The organism is uncultured Campylobacter sp., from assembly GCF_937949835.1.
Classification (GTDB): domain Bacteria; phylum Campylobacterota; class Campylobacteria; order Campylobacterales; family Campylobacteraceae; genus Campylobacter_B.
The window spans coordinates 1-14,803 of record NZ_CALEDC010000313.1; the positions used below are offsets into that span (position 1 = coordinate 1).

General features: G+C 48.7%; 17 protein-coding genes and 1 pseudogene. 14 read left to right on the forward strand and 4 right to left on the reverse strand.

Features of this window, described 5'->3' with window-relative positions; genetic code table 11:
• Positions 1 to 37: 37 nt before the first annotated feature.
• The 4 genes from Q0256_RS07100 to Q0256_RS07115 all read right to left on the reverse strand — a co-directional run bounded on the left by Q0256_RS07100 (position 38) and on the right by Q0256_RS07115 (position 4,207).
• On the reverse strand, positions 38 to 328 hold the full coding sequence (locus Q0256_RS07100) for a YciI family protein (RefSeq protein WP_297961626.1): 291 nt from the start codon (positions 326 to 328) through the stop codon (positions 38 to 40).
• A gap of 79 nt (positions 329 to 407) precedes the next feature.
• A complete protein-coding gene (locus tag Q0256_RS07105; RefSeq protein ID WP_297961628.1) occupies positions 408 to 1,661 on the reverse strand; it encodes a ComEC/Rec2 family competence protein in 1,254 nt (417 codons plus the stop codon).
• Positions 1,662 to 1,790: 129 nt separating this feature from the next.
• Complete coding sequence (gene glnA, locus Q0256_RS07110) at positions 1,791 to 3,218, reverse strand: type I glutamate--ammonia ligase (RefSeq protein ID WP_297961631.1); 1,428 nt, start codon at positions 3,216 to 3,218, stop codon at positions 1,791 to 1,793.
• A gap of 200 nt (positions 3,219 to 3,418) precedes the next feature.
• Positions 3,419 to 4,207, reverse strand: a complete 789-nt coding sequence (locus tag Q0256_RS07115) for a histidinol-phosphatase (protein ID WP_297961634.1) — start codon at positions 4,205 to 4,207, stop codon at positions 3,419 to 3,421.
• Positions 4,208 to 4,278: 71 nt separating this feature from the next.
• Between Q0256_RS07115 and Q0256_RS07120 the strand changes: the two genes are divergently transcribed.
• The 14 genes and pseudogenes from Q0256_RS07120 (at position 4,279) to rplS (ending at position 14,656) form a co-directional block, all read left to right on the forward strand.
• Positions 4,279 to 5,541 (forward strand): peptidase U32 family protein, encoded by a 1,263-nt coding sequence (locus Q0256_RS07120; protein WP_297961638.1) that lies wholly within the window; start codon positions 4,279 to 4,281, stop codon positions 5,539 to 5,541.
• Positions 5,538 to 6,038: a 5-(carboxyamino)imidazole ribonucleotide mutase gene (gene purE, locus Q0256_RS07125; protein WP_297961641.1), complete on the forward strand. Its 501-nt coding sequence runs from the start codon at positions 5,538 to 5,540 to the stop codon at positions 6,036 to 6,038. The genes Q0256_RS07120 and purE overlap by 4 nt, the downstream gene beginning before the upstream one ends.
• A gap of 3 nt (positions 6,039 to 6,041) precedes the next feature.
• Complete coding sequence (locus Q0256_RS07130; RefSeq protein ID WP_297961644.1) at positions 6,042 to 6,518, forward strand: GyrI-like domain-containing protein; 477 nt, start codon at positions 6,042 to 6,044, stop codon at positions 6,516 to 6,518.
• 26 nt (positions 6,519 to 6,544) lie between these two features.
• Positions 6,545 to 7,381, forward strand: a pseudogene (glyQ, locus tag Q0256_RS07135) (glycine--tRNA ligase subunit alpha); the annotation flags it as partial.
• A 167-nt stretch (positions 7,382 to 7,548) separates the two neighbouring features.
• Positions 7,549 to 8,271: a Nif3-like dinuclear metal center hexameric protein gene (locus tag Q0256_RS07140; protein ID WP_297961647.1), complete on the forward strand. Its 723-nt coding sequence runs from the start codon at positions 7,549 to 7,551 to the stop codon at positions 8,269 to 8,271.
• 9 nt (positions 8,272 to 8,280) lie between these two features.
• The gene (locus Q0256_RS07145; protein ID WP_297961651.1) at positions 8,281 to 8,988 is read left to right on the forward strand and encodes a zinc ribbon domain-containing protein; all 708 of its coding nucleotides are present in this window, start codon (positions 8,281 to 8,283) and stop codon (positions 8,986 to 8,988) included.
• Positions 8,985 to 10,373 (forward strand): glycosyltransferase N-terminal domain-containing protein, encoded by a 1,389-nt coding sequence (locus Q0256_RS07150; RefSeq protein ID WP_297961654.1) that lies wholly within the window; start codon positions 8,985 to 8,987, stop codon positions 10,371 to 10,373. Before Q0256_RS07145 ends, Q0256_RS07150 begins: the two co-directional genes overlap by 4 nt.
• Entirely contained in the window at positions 10,373 to 11,122 is a 750-nt protein-coding gene (locus tag Q0256_RS07155; protein WP_297961657.1) for an RNA pseudouridine synthase, read from the forward strand. The genes Q0256_RS07150 and Q0256_RS07155 overlap by 1 nt, the downstream gene beginning before the upstream one ends.
• A gap of 66 nt (positions 11,123 to 11,188) precedes the next feature.
• Positions 11,189 to 12,529, forward strand: coding sequence for a signal recognition particle protein (ffh, locus tag Q0256_RS07160; protein ID WP_297961659.1), 1,341 nt, complete (start codon positions 11,189 to 11,191; stop codon positions 12,527 to 12,529).
• Between the two features lie 78 nt (positions 12,530 to 12,607).
• On the forward strand, positions 12,608 to 12,838 hold the full coding sequence (rpsP, locus tag Q0256_RS07165; RefSeq protein WP_005873159.1) for a 30S ribosomal protein S16: 231 nt from the start codon (positions 12,608 to 12,610) through the stop codon (positions 12,836 to 12,838).
• 1 nt (position 12,839) lies between these two features.
• Positions 12,840 to 13,082: a KH domain-containing protein gene (locus Q0256_RS07170; RefSeq protein ID WP_005873158.1), complete on the forward strand. Its 243-nt coding sequence runs from the start codon at positions 12,840 to 12,842 to the stop codon at positions 13,080 to 13,082.
• Positions 13,075 to 13,605, forward strand: coding sequence for a ribosome maturation factor RimM (gene rimM / locus Q0256_RS07175; RefSeq protein WP_297961662.1), 531 nt, complete (start codon positions 13,075 to 13,077; stop codon positions 13,603 to 13,605). Before Q0256_RS07170 ends, rimM begins: the two co-directional genes overlap by 8 nt.
• Entirely contained in the window at positions 13,602 to 14,303 is a 702-nt protein-coding gene (trmD, locus tag Q0256_RS07180) for a tRNA (guanosine(37)-N1)-methyltransferase TrmD (protein WP_297961665.1), read from the forward strand. Before rimM ends, trmD begins: the two co-directional genes overlap by 4 nt.
• Positions 14,300 to 14,656 (forward strand): 50S ribosomal protein L19, encoded by a 357-nt coding sequence (rplS, locus tag Q0256_RS07185; RefSeq protein ID WP_005873155.1) that lies wholly within the window; start codon positions 14,300 to 14,302, stop codon positions 14,654 to 14,656. Before trmD ends, rplS begins: the two co-directional genes overlap by 4 nt.
• Positions 14,657 to 14,803: the final 147 nt, after the last annotated feature.

Consider the following 14,803-nt stretch of genomic DNA (forward strand, 5'->3'; position numbering starts at 1 on the left):
GTTGAGCGCGTAAATTTTAAAATTTAACCCGCGTCTTTTATTCGCCGAAAAGCCTCCAAAACTCGGGCGCAAATTTCGTCGGCGCAAATTCTATGATCTCGTATTTTGCGACGCCGTTTTGAAAGAACGGATCTTGCGCGATGATCTCATCAAGCTCCGCGCGGTCTTTGGCGTTGATTAAGATGACGCCGCCGGTGCGAGGGACTTTGCGCCCCGAGCAGATAAATTTATCCGCCGCGAAAAATTTATCTAAAAATGTGTTATGCTCGTTGATAAAGCGGTCCGCTTCGCTTGCGTCCTTGACATAGGTGAGGTTTGCAATAAACATTTTGATCCTTTGTGAGATTTGAAGCGCGATTTTAGCATAAAATTCCAACGGATAAAATTCCCGCTGGAATTTTCGCGCGCTACGTTATAAAAAATATCGGCGAAATTCCGATTATCGCGCAGCCAAGCGCTGCGTAGCGAAGCTTTATCGCAGCAAGCGCGCAGATGTTTGCGAGCGCGAAAAGAAGCGGCGGAATTTGCGCCTGAAAGCTCGGCAAAGTAAAATTTAAAAACGCAAGCAGCGGCGTATCGAGCGCGCCGCCGAGCCCGAATAGATGCAAAAATATGCTTAGCGGATAAAAGATCACGAACGCGTATCCTAGCGGCATGACGCTAAGCTGCTGCAGCGAAGCGGTCGGGAAGAAATAATAGACCGCTACGTTCATGCTGAGCCAAACGTAGAGGTTGAAAAGTATGACGTTCTGCCAGAGCTTAAATTTGGGCGCGAAGTGGTGCAGGTAGAGGAAAATATACAGCACGCCCAGGCAGGAGAAATAAAATCCGATCGAAAAGGCTAGGTGCGGGAAAAACGCAAGCAGAAGCGCGATCGTTAGGAAGAGGTTTGTAAATTTAAGTACGTAGAAATTTCGCATCGCGAGGTAAAACCCCACGCAGCACATCGCAAGCGAGCGCAGAAAGCTCGGCGTAAAATCAAGCACGAAGAGATATCCGCTCATCAGCACGATCACAAAGACGCTAAGATCGCGCCTCGCGCTGCGATACGGAAAGTAGCGATCTTGAAAATAGCGATATATCGGCATTGCGAGCAGAAAGACAGTGCTAAAGATAATGCCCAGATGAAAGCCGCTGATCGAGATGATGTGCGCTATGCCCCAGTTCGTCACGCTAGCGCGCAGCGGTTTTGAAATTTCGGTCGCAAAATACAGCGCGGAGTAAAGATCCGCCGTCATCTCATCTTCGTGCTGAGCGCGAACGAATTCTATAGCGCGCCATTTTGCCCCGGAGGGCGCGGTCTCAGCTGAAATTTTAAAATTTGGCGCGTAAAAGCGCTGCTTTAAAAAATCTAAAAATTTTACGTTTTTCGTCACGATGCCGATATTTACGCGCGCGAAGCGATGAAATTCCCGCCCGAGCCCGGCAGTCGTGTAGAGGGTAAAATCCGCCGTTTTGAGCTTTAGCACCGTGTAGGTGCGGCCGCGCTCGTTCGTTTTGGCGTAGGCGTTTAAAATTTGCGCGTCGTAAAAGGCGTAGTTTTTCGCGCGGAATTCTTTGAGCTCATAAAATTTCACGCCTAAGTTTATCGATAAAATTCCAAGCAAAATGAGCAGAAAGTATAAAATTTCGCGTTTAGAGTAAAAGAGTTGAAGCTTCACGGGCGGTATTTAAGTTCGCGCATGCGGTAGAATTTTAAAAGTTCGCACGCGGCGAAATTTTAAAATTCCAAGGCTCTGTGCTGCGCCGTCTCGTAAAAACCGGGCGGCGCGGCATAAAATAAGCCCGTCTTAGCACGAATAATTCGTCGCAAACTCAAACGGCGTAGGACGCGCCTCGTAAGGCCAAACCTGAGTTTCAAATTTAAAATGCTGATAGGTCTCGATAAAAAGCTCGCTCATTATCGGGCGCAGATACTCATTATCGCGGATCACCGCCTCTAGGCTGCCGCGAAGCGTGTGCGGAAGCTGCTCGATGCCGCGCTCGCGGATCTCATCCAGGTGCAGCTTGAATAAATTTTCATCCATCGGCCCGACCGGTTCGGTTTTGTTTTTGATACCGTCGATGCCGGCCATCAGCATCGCCGCAAACGCCAAATACGGGCATGCTGTGCTATCGGGGAAGCGCATCTCGGCTCGCACCGAATGCTCGCCGCTGCCGTAAGGGATGCGGATCGAAGCGGAGCGGTTTTGGCTCGAATAAGTTAGAATGGACGGCGCCTCAAAGCCGGGGATTAGGCGCTTATAGCTGTTGGTGCTCGGGTTCGTAAACGCCGCGACGCTGCGCGCATGCTTTAGCACGCCGCCGATATACCACCTCGCCGCGTCGCTTAAATTTGCATAGTTGCCCTTTTTGTAAAAGGTATTTTTGCCCTTTTTCCAGATCGATTGGTGCACGTGCATTCCGCTGCCGTTATCGCCGTAGAGCGGCTTCGGCATAAAGGTCGCGGTTTTGCCGTTTAGGTGCGCGACCATCTTTACGACATATTTGTATTTTTGCACGTTGTCGGCGGCCTCGACGAGAGTGCCGTATTTGACGCCGATCTCGCCCTGGCCTTGCGCTACTTCGTGGTGACAGATGAAGGTCTCAAGCCCGATCTGTTCAAGTACCTTTAGCATCTCGGCGCGCAGATCGACCATCGAATCTACGGGCTGGACGGGGAAGTAACCGCCCTTTATGCCCGGGCGGTGGCCGCTATTAAAGCCGTCTTTGTAGTTTTTGCCGCTGTTCCAATGCCCCTCTTCGGTATCTACCTTAAACATCGCGCAGTTCATATCGTCGATGATCTTTACGTCGTCGAAAACGAAAAATTCATTCTCAGGCCCGAAATAGCAGGTATCTCCAATACCCGTGGTTTGCAGAAACTGCTCGGCTTTTTTAGCGATCGAGCGCGGGCATTTTTCGTAAAGCTCGTTTTTGTAGATATCATAAACGTCGCAGATGACGATGATCGTAACGTCCGCGGTAAATGGATCTAAAAACGCCGTTTGCACGTCGGGCTTTAGCATCATATCGGATTTATCAATCGGCTGCCACGCCGCTACCGAGCTTGCGTCGAATGGAATTCCGTCGGCGAAGTCCTTCGGCAGGCGCTTGTAGTTGTAAGCGACATGGTGCCAGGTGCCTTTTAGATCGGTAAATCTAAAATCCACGAACTCGACCTCGTTTTCATCGCAAAATTTAAAAAATTCCTTCACGTCATTAACAAATTTTCCCATATTTTTTCCTTTTTTCCGCCCGTATTCGGGCTAAATTTAACGGCGGATTTTAACATTATTTAGTTGAAATTCGACTTTATCTGCGCGCCGTTTTGCGCGCCGCGATTTTTAAAATTTCACGCTGCCGCGCCTTTTGAAATTTTAAAATTTTGCGCCGTCCGCGCCTTTAAAATTTAGCAGAGAGCGGCTGCCGTTAAAATTTACGCTAGCTTTACGAACTGCCGCTCGCGATTTTTGAAAACGGCGATCTTATCGTAGCCGAACTCGCGCGCTTTGGCGTAAATTTTATCGTAGTTTAGCGCTACTTGGGCAACCGAGTGCGCATCCGAGCTAAGCGTAATCGGCACGTCCGCATCCGCAAACACCTCTAAAAGTGCATCGCTTGGATAAATTTCATTTGCGGGCTTGCGAAGCCCCGCGGAGTTTAGCTCCACGACGATGCCGCTTTTTTTGATCGCGTTTATCGCGCCGCCTGCCAAAACTCTGATATCTTTTTTCGGAGTAAATTTAAAAATTTTAATCAGATCCATGTGTCCTAAAATGTCGAATTTGCCGCTTTTGCACAGCGCGCAGATCAGCGCAAAGTATTCGCGATAAACGTCGTCTATTTCGCGCCCGCTCCACTGATCTAAAAATTCCTCGTTATCAAAGCCCCAGTTGTTTAAAAAATGCACCGAGCCGATGAGATAATCGAGCTTGCGCGCGAAAATCCGCTCATCCATTAGCTCCCGTTTCGTCATAAAATCGACCTCGTATCCCAGCCGCACGTCGATCCGCCCGCTAAACTCATCTCGCAGATCCCTAATCATCCGCTCGTAAAGCTCCATCTGCTCGAAGCTCATTCGGTATTTTTGATCGAAGTTCATCGGCGCGTGATCCGCAAAGCCGAAAATTTCTATGCCTCGTGCGATCGCCGCTTCCAAATACTGTCGCGGCTCGCCGTTAGCGTGGTTGCAAAGATAGGTGTGGTTGTGCAGATCGGCTCGCATCAACTGCTCCTTAAATAAAATTTTGGCTAAATTGTAGTAAAATCGCGCTTAAAAAATCACTAGGAATGTATTTGAAAAAACCCGAACTCTTAGCTCCCGCCGGGAATTTAACGAAACTAAAAATCGCCCTGGCTTACGGCGCGGACGCCGTGTATGCAAGCACAGGCTCATTTTCGCTGCGCCAGCGAAGCGCGAAGGAATTTAGCAAAGAAAGCTTCGCGCAGGGCGTCGCGTACGCGCACGAGCGCGGCAAGAAGCTTTATGCGACCGTAAACGGCTTTGCGACCAACGGTCAGCTAGGAAACATCGAAAGGCATCTGGAATTTCTTCGCGATTTGCGCGTGGATGGAATTTTAATCGCCACTTTAGGCGTCGCAAACCTTGCGCGAGCCGTAGCGCCTGAGATTCCGATCCACGTCTCCACCCAAGCTAACGTGCTAAATTATCTGGATGCGCAGGTTTGGGCGGAGTTGGGCGCCGTTCGCATCGTCGCGGCGCGTGAGATGACGCTCAAAGACGCCGTGGAGATCAAGGATAAAATTCCAAATCTGCAGATCGAAATTTTCGTGCACGGCTCGATGTGTTTCGCATACAGCGGGCGCTGTCTTGTTAGCGCGGTGCAAAGCGGGCGCTTCAGCAACCGCGGAAGCTGCGCGAACGACTGCAGATTTAACTACGAGCTTTACGCGAAAAATCCCGAAACCAGCGCGCTTTTCCGCTTGCAAGAGCGCGAAGGGGAGGGCACTTTCGTAATGAACGCGAAGGATCTTAGCCTCATTTCGCACGTGCAAAAGATCATGCAAACGGGCGCGATCGACAGCTTCAAAATCGAAGGGCGCACCAAGAGCGAATACTACGTCGCATGCGCCACGAATGCCTACCGCGCGGCGATCGACGATGCCGCGAGCGATAAATTTGAGGCCGGCGTTTACGAGCGCGAGATCGCGACGCTTAAAAACCGCGGCTTTAGCGACGGATATTTGATAAAACGCCCGTACGAGCGAGAGGATACGCAAAATTTAGACCGCAGCATCGAGCTTGGCACGCATCAGGTCTGTGCGATCTCGCAGGACGGCGAGTTTATAAGCGTCAAAGATAAAATTTTGCCAGGCGTTTCGTATGAAATTTTTGCTCCGCGCGGCTTTAAAATTTGCGCTTGCGATAATGAGATCGGCGAAATTTTTGAGCTTGACGGCAAGCCATATTTAAAATTTAAGAGGCTGCAAAGCCGCAGCGGTAAGGAATTTAGCGAGATTCACAGCGGCAATCTAAATGAGATTAAGCTGCCCGCGAAGCTCGCGGAGTTTTGCTTTTTAAGAAAGGAGATAGAATGAAATTTGTTTCTATAATAATGGGCTCAAAGAGCGATTACGAGGTCGTTTACGAGGCGGCTAAAATTTTAAACGAATTCGGCGCGGCGTACGAGATGATCGTATCTTCGGCGCACCGAAGCCCCGCCCGCACGGCTAAATACGTCGCGGACGCCGAGAAAAAGGGCGCGCAAGTTTTCATCTGTGCGGCGGGTATGGCGGCGCATCTTGCCGGAGCGGTCGCTGCGAATACGACCAAGCCGGTGCTAGGCGTCCCGCTCGGCGGCAGCGCGCTTAGCGGCGTAGATGCGCTGTATTCGACCGTGCAGATGCCTGCGGGCATCCCCGTCGCGACGCTTGCGATCGGCAAGGCGGGCGCGAAAAACGCGGCGTATCTGGCGGTGCAAATTTTAGCTCTAAACGACGAGGTGCTAAGCTCGAAGCTAAAGGCGGATCGCGCGGCAAAAGCGGAGGCGCTGAAAAAAGACTCCGAGCAGATCGAAGTGCTGCTTGAGGGCTAAACTTTGAAAATTTTAAAATTGCGCGAAGGCTTTGAAATTTGCGGCCTAAAGACTCGCACGAATAACGCAGATGAGATGAGCGGGCGAGGGGTGATCGCAAATTTGTGGGGCGAGTTTTTAAAATTTAACGCTAGCAGAAGCAGCGCCGCGAAAAACGAAATTTATGCTGCGTATTACGACTACGAAAACGGCGCGCAGAGGGAGTACTCCGTGCTAATAGGCACTTGCTCGAAGGAAGGGCACCATAAAGAAAGCCACGACGAAGCTTGCAAATCCGCGAAGCAGTGCCGCAAAAATGAGCGCGATGAAACCGGCGAAAAATTATGTATTGAAGCGGGCGATTACGCGGTTTTTGATTTTACGAACGAGCCTACGAGAGTAGGCGAATACTGGGCTGAAATTTGGAAATTTTTTGAAAGCTCGAAGCTTCAAAGAGCCTTTAAAACGGACTTTGAAAAGCACTCGGAAGATAAAATTTAAATTTACATATCGATAAAAGGATAAAAATGACGTTTTCACAGATTATTTTGACGCTTCAAAACTACTGGCACGAGCAGGGCTGCTTGCTCGTTCAGCCCTACGATATGCCCGCGGGCGCAGGCACCTATCATCAGGCTACCTTTTTGCGCAGTCTAGGAAGCAAACCTTGGCGCGCGGCATACGTCGCCCCCTCGCGCCGCCCCACAGACGGGCGCTACGGCGAAAACCCAAACCGCTTGGGCGCGTATTATCAGTTTCAGGTGATCTTAAAACCGAGCCCGGATAATATCCAAGAGCTCTATCTAAAAAGCCTAGAGAAGCTGGGGCTAGATCTTAAAAGCCACGATATCCGCTTCGTAGAAGACAACTGGGAGAGCCCGACGCTAGGGGCCTGGGGGCTTGGCTGGGAGGTTTGGCTAGACGGCATGGAGGTGACGCAGTTTACATATTTTCAGCAGGTAGGCGGCATCACGTGCGAGCTCATAAGCGGCGAGATCACCTACGGGCTTGAGCGCTTGGCGATGTATCTGCAAAACAAAGACGACGTTTACGACATCGTCTGGGACGACAAGGCGGGGCTAGTAACCTACGGCGACGTGCATAAAAGGGGCGAGTTTGAGTTTAGCAAATACAACTTTGAGCTTGCGGATACCGCAATGCTTTTTAATCAGTTTGAAAACTGCTTCGGCGAGTGCAAAAGCATCCTAAAGCACGGCCTGGCGCTTCCTGCGTATGATTACTGTATGCTCGCGGCGCACACGTTCAACGTCCTTGACGCGCGCGGAGCGATCTCGGTCACGCAGAGGCAGGATTATATTTTAAAGATCCGCGATCTTGCCAAAAACTGCGCGCTTTGCTATGCAGATCCGCAAAAATATGTCGCCGAGCTGGACGCCGCGACGTGCAGCGATAAAAAAGGCGGCAAAGACGGCGGCGCGGCACCCATTTCCTCCGCAGGCGTAAATTTAAAAAACGCTTGCGATAAGCAAAATTCCGCAAATAAAACAGATAAAAGCGCAAAGTAGGATTTATGAAAACGGGCGAAATTTATGAAATTTTAAACGCCGCCGCGCCTTTTTGCGACGCAGAGGCGTGGGATAATAGCAGGCTAATGCTTGGAAACTTGGATGATGAAATTTCAAAAATCTATCTAAGCCTCGACGTTACTAGCGAGCTGGTGCGCGAGGCGGAGGCGGGCTCGCTTTTGGTGGTACACCACCCGCTGATTTTCAGTCCGCTAAAATCGCTTGATCCGCGGCTATATCCTGCAAATTTGATCTATGAGATGATCCGCAAAAATATCTCTCTCATCGCGATGCATACGAACTTTGACAAGCACGTTTTAAACGGGTTCGTAGCGCGCGAAATTTTAAAATTTGAAATTACGGATGAGCGGGAATTTTTGGTTTTCATGCGCGCGGATTTGAGCTTTGAGGCTCTGTGTGCGGATATAAAGCGCAAACTCGGCATCGAGCATCTGCGCGCGGTAAAGACGAAAAATTTTATCCAAAATATCGCGCTTTGCACCGGCAGCGGAAGCGAACTAAATCAAAGCTTAGGCGTGGATTGCTTCATCACGGGCGATATAAAATATCACACGGCGCTTCAAAATTTAGAAAACGGCGTGAGTTTGATCGACATAAATCATTTTGAAAGTGAGCGCTATTTTGGGCGCGCGCTCGCACCTTTCTTGCAAAAAAGCGAAATTGAAGTTATAATAAGCGAGCAAAAAAATCCATTTACGTATTATTAAAGGAAAAAGATGAACAAATATTTAAGCCAATTGGTGCAGCTTTGCGAATTCGATAAGCAGCTGGACGGATTTAAGCCTAAAATCGAGGCCGCGCAGGAGAAACTAAGCAAAAAAAGCGGCGAAATTTTAGGCGCAAAAGAACAGATCGAAACTCTCAATACGGAGATCGCCGAGCTAAAATCTCAAATTTTACAAGCAAACGCGCAACTTAGCGCCTTTTCGTCTAAGCTAAAAAGCACGGGTAAAAAAAGCGGCGCGGCAAAAACCGAAAAGGAGATCAAAGCTCTTAGCGTCGAAGAAGACATCGCAAAAGAGCAGCTCGAGGCCACAAACGAGGAGATCGAAAGGCTAGAAAAGATCGTAGCCGCAAAAGAGGCGCTCGTAAAAGAGCAGAGTGAAAAGCAAGAGGCGTTTGAAGCCGAGTTAAAAAGCCTACAAGAGCAGGTAAGCGCCGAGATGGGCGAGGTCGAGGTCGCTCGCGGCGCGATCTACGCCAAGCGCGATAAGCTAATGCAGGCGATGAACCCAAAAACCGTCTCATTCTACGAAAAGATCCGCAAGTGGGCGGGCAATACGGCGGTCTCGCCGGTGCGCAAACAGGCCTGCTACGGCTGCTTTATGCGCATAAGCGACAAGACCTATTCCGCGGTCATCAAAAGCGACGACATCGTAACCTGCCCGTATTGCGGCAGAATTTTATATAAAGAAGCCGAGTGATCTACACCGCCTTGGCGTTTTTGGCGTGGCTTGCAGCTGCGCCTTTTATTTTTATCCTAAGCTTTAAAAAAAAATACCGCACGAGCCTGAAGGCGCGATTTTTTCTATACAAAAACCCTAAATTTAGCCCCGCTGCGGTGCATTTTCACGCTTGCAGCCTGGGCGAGGTAAATGCTCTCGCGCCGTTAATTTCTAAATTTGAGAGCGTCGCGCTTAGCACGACCACGCAGACGGGCTTCGGTGCGGCGTACGCGCTCACGCCGAACTCTCGCTACCTGCCGTTTGAAAACTGGCTTCCGTTTTGGCTTACGGGCAGCCGCGTGCTGGTGATCTTTGAAGCGGAGCTGTGGCTAAATTTGATCCGTTCCGCCAAGGCGCGCGGAAGCTACGTGATCCTGCTAAATGCGCGCATAAGCGACCGCTCGTACGCGAGCTATCTGCGCTTTAAGTTTTATTATCGAAAAGCGTTTGAAAATATCGATCTGGTGCTTGCGCAAAGCGAGCTTGATGCGGCGCGGCTGCGGGAGCTCGGCGCAAAAAATATAAAGGTCGCTGGCAACGTGAAAAGCGCGAATATTGCCGTTGCGACGAAGGACTATTCCGCCGCGGCCGCAAATAGCTTTGTGCTTACGATCTCAAATACTCACGAGGGCGAAGAGGAGCTTATTTTATCGAATTTAAATGATTTTATAAAATTTCGCAGCTCGCAGAATGCGCCCGAAAAAGACCCGCGCGCAGCGAGTACCCGCAGCGATAAAAGCTTGCCTGCGGCCGAGCTTCACAGCGAGACGGGCTTGACCGAAGCACTAAATTTAAACGCAACTTCTTTGGATACGGCGAGCTCAAGCAACGCTTCGTCCGCCGTGCCGAATACGGCGCCTTTAAACGGCGCGTCTTTAAATTTTACCGCACCGAATACGGCGACTTCGACTGCCGCGCCGCAAAAACTAAAAATCATCCTGGCGCCGAGACATCCGGAGCGCTTTGAAAAGGTGCGTGAAATTTGTGAGATTTGGGCGCACGAGCATGGGCTTAGCTTTGAGCGATTTAGCGACGACGCGGGGCTTGGGAGCGATTTTATCTTGCTCGATGCCTTCGGGGAGCTAGCGAACTTTTATAAAATTTCAAACGTCGTGATCTTGGGCGGCAGCTTTTTGCGCAATATCGGTGGACATAGCCCGATCGAGGCGGCGAGCTTCGGCGTACCGATCATCAGCGGGCGATTTTTTCATAATCAAAAGGCGCTGTACGCGCTCGTACAAAACATCGCTCTGTGCGAGGCGAACGAAATTTCAAACGCTTTAAAAGAGCCGCTAAAGGGCACGCAGATAGATAAAATTTGCGATCTGCAAGAGATAGAAAATTTAATTAAGGAAAGAATTTAATGCAAGAAAAAGCCTACAAGCTGCTGGCGGCGCAGGAAAACATCTCGCACAACGAAGCCAAGGCCCTCATCGACGCGGGGCTTGTAAGCGCGCGCGGCGCAAAGATCGCTCTAGCGCGCGAGATGCTCGGCGAAAATACTAAATTTAGCGTGATGAAGCCCGCAAAACCTGCGATCATTTACGAGGATGAGAACGTTTTGGCGGTCAATAAGCCGCCCTTTATGAGTAGCGAAAATTTGGAAAAAATCTATAAATTCGGGCTTCTAAACCGCCTGGATAAGGAAACTAGCGGCGTCGTGCTGCTATATAAGAACGAGGAATTTCGCGAAGCGGCGATTACGGAATTTAAAAATTTGCGCGTGAAAAAAAGCTACATCGCGATCGTGAAGGGGATCGTGAGCGAAGAGATGAAATTTGACGAGCCGATTTTGACGATAAAGACCCGAAGCGGCGCGTTTTCTAAAATTTCGCCAAACGGCAAGAGCGCATTTAGCGAGGTTTATCCGCTGATGGTAAGCGGCAAAAAATCGCTCGTAAAAGTGCGGATCGAGACGGGCAGGACGCATCAGATCCGCGTGCATCTGGCAAATGCTGGATTTGGCGTAATAGGCGATGAAAAATACGCTAAAAGCCGCGCAAAACGGATGTTTCTGCACTCGTACGAGACCGAAATTTTGGGGCTTAAATTTAAAGCTCCGCTAGGTAAAAGCTTCAACGAATTCGGCTTTGAAATTCCTAAGGATCTCTGATATTCAATGGCTTTTAAGTTAATTTTAGGTAACATCGCAAGTTTAAAAATTTTATAAGGGATCAAAGTGTTTGAGATCATAAGCGAGTCGTTTAAAAACGCGGTCAATAAATTAAAAACAATCGATGACGAAAAAGCTTTAAAAAACGCCTTGGAGACGCTAAAAAAGGCGCTTTTAAAGGCCGACGTACACCACAAAGTCGTAAAGGATTTTTTGGCGCTCGTCGAAGCCGATCTTCGTATCGGCACGATAGGACAGAAGCCGTTTTTGCAGTCTATCAAGACAAATTTGACTAAAATTTTAACGGCGCCTAGAGGCAGCAGTCAGGGGTTTGTATTCGCTAGCACGCCTCCTACGGTAGCTTTGATGACGGGACTTCAAGGAAGCGGAAAATCCACAAGCACGATAAAACTCGCGAACTATCTGAAACTTCGTAAAAAAAAGGTTTTGGTCGCAGCGTGCGACTTGCAGCGCCTAGCCGCGGTTGAACAGCTCCGCCAGCTGTGCGAAGCAAACGAGATCGAGTTATTTTTCATCGAGGGCGAGAGCGATCCGCTAAAGGTTGCGGAAAAAGCGCTAAGCAAGGCTAAGAGCGGGCTTTATGACGTACTGCTCGTAGATACGGCGGGACGCCTTGCGATAGACGAGGTGCTAATGGCGCAGCTTGCGGAGATGAAAAAAGCTCTAAATCCGCATGAAATTTTTTACGTAGCGGACGCTATGAGCGGTCAAGACGGCATTAAAACGGCCGCTAAATTTGATGAAATTTTAGGCCTTACGGGCGTGATCTTAAGCAAATTTGACGCAGATACCAAAGGCGGCGTAGCTCTTGGTATCGCGCAGCAGCTTGGCATCCCGCTTCGCTTTATCGGAACCGGCGAGAAGGTGGCCGATCTGGAAGGCTTTATACCCGATAGAATTACAGGCCGCATTATGGGCGAGGGCGATTTAGCGACGTTAGCCGAGAAAACAAGCGCCGTCTTCGACGAAAGAGAAGCTAAGGCCTTAAACAAAAAGATCAAAAAGGGCGAGTTTAATTTCAACGATTTCGTAAATCAGCTCGAAAGCGTGAAAAAGCTCGGCAATATGAAAAATTTAATCGGCATGATCCCGGGGCTTTCCGGCATGGCGAATAAGATAAAAGATATCGATTTGGAAAACTCCAAAGAGATACTTCATATCAAAGCGATGATAAATTCTATGACGCCGAAAGAGCGCGAAAATCCCGATCTGCTAAATAATTCGCGTAAGCGCAGACTTGCTGCCGGCGCGGGGCTTTCGCAAGTGGAGGTGAACCGCTTTTTGAAGCAGTTCGCGGGCGCTTCGAAGCTTGCGAAGAAATTTTCGGGCAAGGGCGGCATGCAGGGGCTTGCCTCAATCGCTCAAAGGCAAAATTTACCGAGATAGCCTCTCGGTAGAGTTTGCAGATGTTTAAGTTTTAGCCATCTGCAAGTTCTAAAACTTACAAAAATTTAAGGAGAAAAAATGGCAACAGTTGTTAGGCTTACAAGAATCGGAAGAAAGAAGCAGCCTTTTTACCGCATCGTGGTAACGGATAGCAGGAAAAGACGCGACGGCGGCTTTATCGAGACGATCGGCTTTTACAATCCGCTAAAAGATAGCGATAATATCAAATTCGACGCGGAGCGTTTGGCATACTGGAAGAGCGTAGGCGCGAAGTTAAGCGATAGGGTCGCTCAAATCACAAGCAAATAAAATGGTAGAAAATTTTATAAAAGAATACGCAAAGTTGATCGCCGACTATCCGCAGTCCGTCTCTACGCAAAAGCGGGTCGGTGAGAACTTTACCGAGATCATCGTCTATGCCGACAAGGCCGACACCGGCAAACTCATCGGCAAGGACGGCAAAATGATAAACGCCATAAAGACCGTCATCATTGGCTATAAAGCAAAAGATCCGATCAATTATAAAATTACCGTCAAAGCCAAAGATGCCTGATGATCTTTTAGAGGTCGCGAAGCTCGGTCGGACTATCGGTCTAAAGGGCGCGGTTAAAATTTTTGATCGCAGCGACTTCCCCTCTCAGTTTAAAAAAGGCGCCAAATTTTATCTGCGAAACGGCGAAATTTTAGAAATTCTATCCTTTAGCGGCGCAAATTCTAGCGCTATTTTTAAAAATTACGAAAGCGTAGAAGCGGCGGCAAATTTAACCAACCAAATTCTTTACCGAAGCAAAGAGGACACGCGGAAATTTTGCAAATTGCAAAAGGGCGAGTTCTTTTACTTCGATGTTATTGGGCTTGAAATTTATGAAGACGGCGTGATTTTGGGGCGCATAAGTGACATATCGCAGATCGGAAGCGGCTATCTTTTTGAGGTAGAAACGGATGAAAGCTTAATCTCGCAGGCTTTGCCGAAAGAATTTTTCATCCCCTACGTAGACGCCTATGTGAAAGAAATTTCGCTTAGCGAGCGTAAAATTTTTACACAAAATGCGCGCGCGATTTTGGAAAACTCATGAATTTTATCTTCATCTCTCTATTTGAAAATCTCATCGCGCCGTATTTTGAGGACTCAATTTTAAAGCGCGCGGTCGATAAAAAAATAATCTCGACGCATTTTTTTAACCCGCGAAATTTCACGACAAATCGCTACAAGAAAGTGGATGATTATATGATCGGCGGCGGTGCGGGGCTTTTGATCGGCACGGAGCCGCTTGCCGGGACGATCGAACACGTAAGAGCTAAATTTAAAAACGCCAAGTTTATCTCCCTCTCGCCCGCCGGTAAAAAATTTAACCAAAACGACGCCAAGCGCCTAAGCAGCCAAGATAATTTATGCTTTATCTGCGGGCGCTACGAGGGGATCGATGAGCGCATAGTCGAAAGATATGTGGATGAAATTTTTTGCATCGGCGATTTCGTCCTTACCGGCGGCGAGCTCGGCGCGCTTTGCATGTGTGATGCGATAAGCCGCAACATAAAGGGCGTTTTAGGCAACGAAAGCTCCCTTGTCGAAGAAAGCTTTGAAGGCGGAATTTTAGAGGCGCCCGCGTTCGCAAAGCCTGATGTTTTTGAAAATTTACCTATAGTTTCAGAGTTTTTAAAGGGTAATCACGCTAAAATGCGCAGCTTAAAAAATCAAATGGCGCTATGCAAAACGAGGTTCTTCCGCCCGGATATGTACCGAAAAATCGCCAGAAATAAAGGAAATTTATGAAAAACAAGTATATCCAAGCGTTTGAGGACGCTCAGATCACAAGCAAAAGTGTGCCTGATTTCCGTGCCGGCGACACCTTAAAGGTAGCCATCAGGATCAAAGAGGGCGATAAGAGCAGAATTCAAAATTTTGAAGGCACCTGCATTGCGCGTCGCGGAAACGGCGTCAGCGAGACTTTTATCATCCGCAAGATCGGCGCAAATAGCGTAGGCGTAGAGAGAATTTTCCCGATCTACAGCGAGAGTATCGAAAGCATCGAGGTTCTAAGAAAAGGACGCGTTCGCCGCGCGAAGCTATTTTACCTACGCGACAGACGCGGTAAAGCGGCTAAAATCAAAGAGCTTCGAAAATAATCCTTTAAATTTATGCTTCCCAATTCAAAAGGAAGTTCTTTTTATAATGCGCGAGATTTTAAAAAATTTCGCGCAAAATCTACTCGCATTAAATCTAAAATTTTACAACTTTTCCATTAAAATTTTTAATTTTAAACGCCTAAAAAT